The 6750-nt window shown below is 69.3% G+C and carries 5 protein-coding genes; 2 read left to right on the top strand and 3 right to left on the bottom strand.

From position 1 onward, the window contains the following. Positions 1-42: 42 nt before the first annotated feature. The 3 genes from AC3XYG_RS12570 to AC3XYG_RS12560 form a co-directional block, all read right to left on the bottom strand. On the bottom strand, positions 43-1422 hold the full coding sequence (locus AC3XYG_RS12570; RefSeq protein WP_489140177.1) for a glycerophosphodiester phosphodiesterase family protein: 1380 nt from the start codon (positions 1420-1422) through the stop codon (positions 43-45). Between the two features lie 133 nt (positions 1423-1555). Further along, positions 1556-2446, bottom strand: a complete 891-nt coding sequence (locus AC3XYG_RS12565) for a 50S ribosomal protein L11 methyltransferase (RefSeq protein WP_489140176.1) — start codon at positions 2444-2446, stop codon at positions 1556-1558. An 82-nt stretch (positions 2447-2528) separates the two neighbouring features. Beyond that, entirely contained in the window at positions 2529-3200 is a 672-nt protein-coding gene (locus AC3XYG_RS12560; protein WP_489140175.1) for an HAD-IA family hydrolase, read from the bottom strand. Positions 3201-3397: 197 nt separating this feature from the next. Here AC3XYG_RS12560 and AC3XYG_RS12555 point away from each other — a divergent pair, with 197 nt between their 5' ends. Then, positions 3398-5383, top strand: a complete 1986-nt coding sequence (locus AC3XYG_RS12555) for a copper amine oxidase (RefSeq protein WP_489140174.1) — start codon at positions 3398-3400, stop codon at positions 5381-5383. A gap of 95 nt (positions 5384-5478) precedes the next feature. Then, positions 5479-6516: an AraC-like transcriptional regulator QhpR gene (gene qhpR / locus AC3XYG_RS12550; protein ID WP_489140173.1), complete on the top strand. Its 1038-nt coding sequence runs from the start codon at positions 5479-5481 to the stop codon at positions 6514-6516. Positions 6517-6750: the final 234 nt, after the last annotated feature.

The raw sequence follows: 6750 nt of genomic DNA, 5'->3' as shown, positions 1-6750 counted from the left end.
GGGGAGGGGGGACTCAATAATATGTGAATACCGTCTTTGCCCTCAGCGGCCCAGTTCGTGCAGGTAGGCGGTGCGGGCGGTCACGCCGGCATTGGTGAAGTCGGTGAACACGCCGTCGACGCCCAGGCGATAGAACTTCAGGAACTCGCCCTGCGCGTCGCCATTGTAGTCGGCGGCCAGGTACTTGCCTTCGTTGCGGAAGGTGAAGACGTGGACGAACAGCCCGGCCTTGTGGGCGTCGGCGATGACGCTGGTCGGCGGCTGCGTCGTGGCCTCGCGGGTCGACCCGGCGTAGGCGGTGCCGTCCGCGTTCTTGTCCTTCCAAGGCACGATCTTCAGCGGCACGATCTGCGGCTTCCACGGGCCGATGCCGTCGGCATAGGTCTTGATCTCGGCCAGCCCCGCCGGGGTCAGCATCGCATCGAACCAGCGCGGGTCGCCGGACACGGTCCAGTCATAGGGCCGGCTGTCGACGATCTCGTTGTAGATCACGGCGCCGGTCTTGTAGTCGACATCGTAACCGTCGATCAGCTGCACCACCTTGGTCTTCAGCCCATGGGCGCGCATGTATTTCAGGCTGCCGGGCTCGAAGCTCTGCACGAAGATCGGCGCGTCCTTGGAATTGAGCCCGTTGTCCGTGATGATCTTGATCATCGCGTCTTCCAGCGGGTGGCTGCCCGGCGCGCCGCAGCCATTGGCGATGGCCTGCTCGTCGTTCCAGGTCGGGTTCTTGCTCTCGGGATAGACCGAGATGGTCCGGCCGGTCGCCTGGCTCTTCGCCTTGGCGATGTCGACGATCTCCTGGAAGCTCAGGATCGGGAACTTGCCGTTGAACTCCGCCGGGCGCTCGGCCGCGTCGTCATAGGTGGTGCCGCCCAGCCATTGCTTCAGCTCGGCCAAAGTGAAGTCGGTGATCGCCCAGTCGCCGGTGTGGTCCTCGCCATCGACGATCAGCGACTTCAGCACCGATTTCGGGTCCTTCGGGTCGGTCTGGTCGGTCAGGTATTCCGCCGGGCCGCTGGTCGGGGTCTGGGCCCAGGCGACCTTGACCATGAGGCCCGGCGCGGTGCGCTTGCGCGCCGCGACCTCGGGATTGGTCTTGGCGACCTCGGCGACGTTGGTGTTGTCGCTCAGCCAGGGATTGTGCCGCGCCACCAGGATGCAATCCTTGGTCAGGTGCAGGTCTTCCTCCAGCGCGTCGGTGCCCAGCGCCGCTGCCATGTCGTAGGACGGCTGGGTCTCTTCCGGCATCAGGCCGGGCAGTCCGCGATGGCCGACCACCAGCGGCGCCTTGCCATCCAGCGTCAGGAACGGCTTGGCGCCGGCAGGCGCGTCGTCGGCCAGGATGGCGCGGCCGCCGGCCAGCAGGGCCACGGCGGCGACGGCGATCAGGGACGCGGATCGGGGGCTGAAGCCTCTCATGCGGGCGTCTCTCTCAAAGGCGGGACAGTGATGGCCCAACCTAGCGAGACGCCGTGACACCCCGGTGACTCCGCCACCGGAATCGGCCGCCGGAATCATGAAGAATTGGCAATGTTGCGGGCAGCCCCGCCGGTCAGTGCAGGATCAGCGTCGGCCAGCCGCGGATCGGGATCTTGTCCAGAAGCGACAGGCGCTGCAGCCGGTGCGCGGCCAGCACCTGCGGCGCCTGGCGCTCCAGCAGCCCCGCCAGGATCACCACGCCGCCCGGCGCCAGGTTGCGGCGCAGGTCGGCCGCCATGCTCATCAGCGGCCGGGCCAGGATGTTGGCGATGATCAGGTCGTAAGGGCCGTGCTCCGGCACGATCCGGCTGGCATAGCCGTTCGAGACCACGGCGGTGATCTGGTCCGACAGCCGGTTGATCCGGGCGTTGATCCGGGTGACGCGGATCGATTCCGGATCGATGTCGGCGGCCAGCACCGGGGCGTTGAACAGCCGCGCGGCGGCGAAGGACAGGATGCCGGTGCCGCAGCCCATGTCGAGGATGCGGTGGAACCGGCGCTTGCGCGACAGCCGGTCCAGCGCGCGCAGGCAGCCCTCGGTGGTCGGGTGCTCGCCGGAGCCGAAGGCGGTGGCGGCATCGATGCACAGCGGGATGCTGCCGGGCGGCGGACCGTCCTCGATATGCGAGCCATGGATGAAGAAGCGGCCGATGCGCAGCGGCGGGAACGCCTGGTAGGTCGCGGCCAGCCAGGCGGTCGGCGGCACCTTCTCGACCACCGGGTCAGGCAGGGGCTTGCCGATCATCGCCGACACCAGGGCCAGCCGGGCCCGCAGCGCCGGCTCATCCGGCGGGTTCGGGTCGATCCCCTCGATCACCCAGTCGCCGCCCTCCTCGATCTCGAAGGCGGCGACCGAGGCGAAGCAGTCGTCGAAGGCGGTCTGCACGTCGTCGCCGATCTCGGCGCTGACAACGATGCTGGTGCGCCACGCGGCGGCGGCTTGGGAGGGGACGGTACGGCTCATCGGGGTCCAGGAATACGAGGTCTCTGCTGGGGCCGCACAGTATCGGCCCCGGCGCTGGATTGCATCCTTGTTGATCGGCGGCTCAGCCGTGCCGCACCAGCTCCAGGCCGCCCGCCGGATCCACCCGGACGGCCAGCCCGTCATAGCCGGGCACGGTCGGGTGGTGCGTCGCCATCGGGTGGCTATGGGTGGCGGTGATCACCACCACCGCCGCGCCGGCAGCCTCCGCCGCCGTGATGCCGGCCGGCGCATCCTCGAACACCAGGCAGTCGGCGGCCGGGTGGCCGAGCCGCTTCGCCCCCAGCAGGAAACAGTCGGGCGCGGGCTTGCCGGCCGCGACATCCTCGGCGGCGACCATCATCGGCGGCAGGGGCAGGCCGGCCGCCTGCAGCCGCCGCTGCGCCAGCCGGCGCGGTGCGGAGGTGACGATCGCCCAGCGGTCGGCGGGCAGGGAGGCGAGGAAGCGGGCGGCGCCGGCGATGGGGTCGATATCGCCGACATCCTTCATCTCGGTCTGGGTGATCGCGGCGGCCTCGGCCTCCGGATCGATGCCGGGCAGTGCCAGCCGGCGGATCGTCTCCACCGAGCGGATGCCATGGATTGTCGGCAGGAAGGTCGCGACATCGAGGCCGTGGGGCAGGGCCCAGGCGGTCCAGACCCGTTCGGCCGAGGCGATCGAACTCAGGATCGTGCCGTCCATGTCGAACAGGAAGGCGGCGAAACGGCGATCCGGAAAAAGCGAACGCTCGGTCAATGAATGGCTCCAGCCTCAGGGGGACGCCCGGACCTTGCCCGAACCGGGCCGTGCCTGCCAGCGCCGGGTCCGGCTGGCAGGCGTGCGCGTCGTGGTGGCGTGGCCGGAAATGACAAATGCGATCCCGCCCATCCCGTCACACTCCGGGCGGCAAACGCGGCCGCATGACGGGCCGCGATGCAGGAGGAGGCACGGATATGGGATACGGAAAGACAGGCGCCGCCATCGCGGCGGCCTGGATCGGCATGGTGAGTGCGGCGGGTGCGCACCCGCTCGACGGCCTGACGCCGGCGGAGATCTCGGCCACGGTCGAGATCCTGAAGACCGCGGGCAAGGTCACGGCCGATGCGCGCTATCCGCTGATCGAGCTGAAGGAGCCTGACAAGGCCACGGTGCTGGCCTGGAAGCCGGGCGATCCAGAACCGCGGGTCGCCACCGTCGACGTCAAGACGGCGGACGGCGTCTACAAGGCCGAGGTCGACCTGGCCGGCCGCAAGGTGCTGAGCTGGGACCGCGCGAAGGGCCAGCCGATGATCCTGTTCGAGGAATTCCTCGGCGCCATGGATCTGGTGCTGGCCAACCCGGATTTCGTCGCCGGCCTGGCCAAGCGCGACCTGAAGCCGGACCAGGTGTTCTGCCTGCCGCTGACCGCCGGCGCCTTCGGCACGCCCGACGAGGCCGGGCGGCGGCTGATGAAGGTGCCGTGCTACGTCAAGCCCGCCGGCTCGAACTACTACGCCAAGCCGATCGAAGGCCTGTTCGCCGTGGTCGACCTGGCCAGCAAGCAGGTGCTCAAGGTGGTCGACAGCGGCGTGGTGCCGGTGCCGCAGGACAATTGGGGCTACACCCAGCCGGAGGCGGAACAGCGCGCCGGCGCCCTGCGGCCCGCCACCAGCCCGGTGACGCTGCAGCAGCCCGGCGGGACCAACGTCAAGATCGACGGCTCGGCGGTCAGCTGGGATATCTGGCGCTTCCGCTGGCGGGTCGACAAGCGGCCGGGCGTGGTCCTGTCCGAGATCGAGGTCAATGACGGCAAGGCCTGGCGCTCGGTCTTGTACCAGGCCGCCCTGTCCGAGGTGTTCGTGCCCTATATGGACCCCGACCAGGGCTGGTACTGGCGCACCTATATGGACAGCGGCGAATACGGCTTCGGCATCTTCCTCAGCCCGCTGCGCAAGGGCGTCGACTGCCCGGCCAACGGCACCTTCCTGCCGGCCGTGGTGCATGGCGACGACGGTTCGCCGGTCGAGATCCCGGACGCGCTGTGCATCTTCGAGCGCAACATCGGCGACCCGGCCTGGCGCCACTACGAGGTCTTCGCCCAGAGCCCGGACAAGCCGGTGCCGGCGGAAGGGCGGCCGGCGACCGAACTGGTGGTGCGTTCGGCCTCCGAGGTCGGCAATTACGACTATCTCATCGACTATGTCTTCCAGCAGGACGGCATGATCCGGGTCATGGTCGGCGCCACCGGGCTGGACGCGGTGAAGGGCGTCGCGTCGCAGTCGATGACCGACGCCACGGCGGCCGCGGACACGCGCTACGGCACGCTGATCGCGCCGAACCTGGTGGCCCCGAACCACGATCACTTCTTCAACTTCCGGCTCGATTTCGACATCGATGGCCGGAAGAACGCGTTCATGCGCACGGCGCTGGTGCCGGCCAAGGTCGCGAAGGGGCTGCCGCGCCGGTCGATGTGGCAGACCGAGGACACCATGCCGATGACCGAGATGCAGGCGCGCTACAAGGTCAACCCGGCGACGCCGTCGATGTACCATGTGGTGAACATGGGCGTGGACAGCGGCCTGGGCCATCACCCCGGCTACATGATCATGCCGGAGAACAGCCTCGCCTACAGCCCGCTAGACGTGGCCAACGACCCGCCGGCGCGCCGCAACGGCTATATCGAATACAGCTTCTGGACCACGCCCTACGACCCGGCGGAACGCTATGCCGGCGGCGAATACGCCTTCCAGGGCACCGGCTCCGACAGCCTGCCGGCCTGGGTCCGGAAGAACCGCAACATCCACGATACCGACATCGTCACCTGGTATACGATGGGCTTCCACCATGTGCCGCATATGGAGGATTGGCCGGTCATGTCCACGATGTGGCGGGGAATCACGCTGATGCCCTACAACTTCTTCCCGCACAATCCGGCGCTGACCATCCGCGATCCGGGCTGAACCCCGGACTTTGCCCCGCCGATTGATCGGCGCCGTGCTGCGGAGCATGCTGGCGCCGCACTAATCGGGCGGTCGATCCGATCGGCGGGGCAGGGATGGGCGAACAATCGGCGGGGGCGGAGATCGATGCCCGGGTCCTGGGCGGGCTTGCCGCGGAATTCCACGCGGCGGGGCTGGACCCGGACGAGATCTCGCGGTCGGCCGGCATGGGCGCGGATGGATGGCGCGCGGCCGGCGCCGCGGTCGGGCTGCGCCAGTTCGTGCGGCTGCTGGAGGCCGCCGGCCGCCTGGCCGGGGATGGCGGCCTCCTCTGGCGCTGCGGCCGGCTCTATGCCGCGGCGCATCTCGCCGATCTCTTCCCCTTCGCCTGCGGCTCGATCGACCTCGGCGCCGCCCTCAGCCTGATCGTCACCAGCCTCAACCTGATCCAGGGCGACAGCCTGGTCCGGCTGCGCACCGGCGGCGGCCTCGCGGTGGTCGAATACCGCTTGCTCGACCCGTCGATCTGGCCGCGGTCCCGGGATGTGGAATTCACCTTCGGCTTCCTGGACGGGCTGGTCCGGCGCTTCACCGGGCCGGGACTCCGCCCGGAAAGCGTGGTGTTCGAACATGCGCCGGACGCCCAGGGCGGCCGCATCGACCGCCATCTCGGCGTCGCCTGCATCTATGGCGAGGCGGTCAACGCCTTCGCCATTCCGGAGCAGGCGCTGTCGTCGCGCTTCGGGACCGGTAGCCCGTCGGCGGATGACGGGGAGCGCGACCTCGCGGCATTGGAGGCGGCGCTGCAGGGCCGGCTGCAGGCGCTGGACCTGCCGGCCCGCATCCGCCAGGCCGTTCTGGCCCGGGTCGGCGACGGCGACATCAGCCAGCGCAGCATCGCCGCCAGCTGCGGCCTGTCGGAACGGACGCTGCGCCGCCATCTGCTGGCCGACGGGCTGGGCTTCCGCCGCGAGATCGACCGGCTGCGGATGGAGTATGCGCGGGAGGCGATCGCCCGCACCGATTTGCCGCTGGCCGAGATCGCCCGCCGCCTCGGCTATGCCGAGCAGAGCTCGTTCACCCGCGCCTTCCACCGCGCCAGGGGCATGGCGCCAACCGCCTTGCGGCGGCGGCTCCTGCCTGGAGCCGGATGATTTCTGGCCGGATCATGCTGGAATGACCGGCCTGCGCGTTGCCTCTCCCGCTTGCGGGAGAGGTCGGAGACGCGAAGCGGCTCCGGGTGAGGGTTCTTCGTCGAGGCCGGGACCAGCCCACACCCCGTCACGCGAAGCGAGCCCCACCACACCCGCCCGGCGGGAGAGGCAACGCTCAGACCCTCGGCAACCTTTTGTTTATCGTGGACGAGAGCGCCAAGCCCAATCCACCAG

The organism is Inquilinus sp., assembly GCF_057815775.1.
The sequence above is the reverse complement of the archived record's forward strand: the minus strand, read 5'-3'. Positions and strand labels throughout refer to the sequence as shown.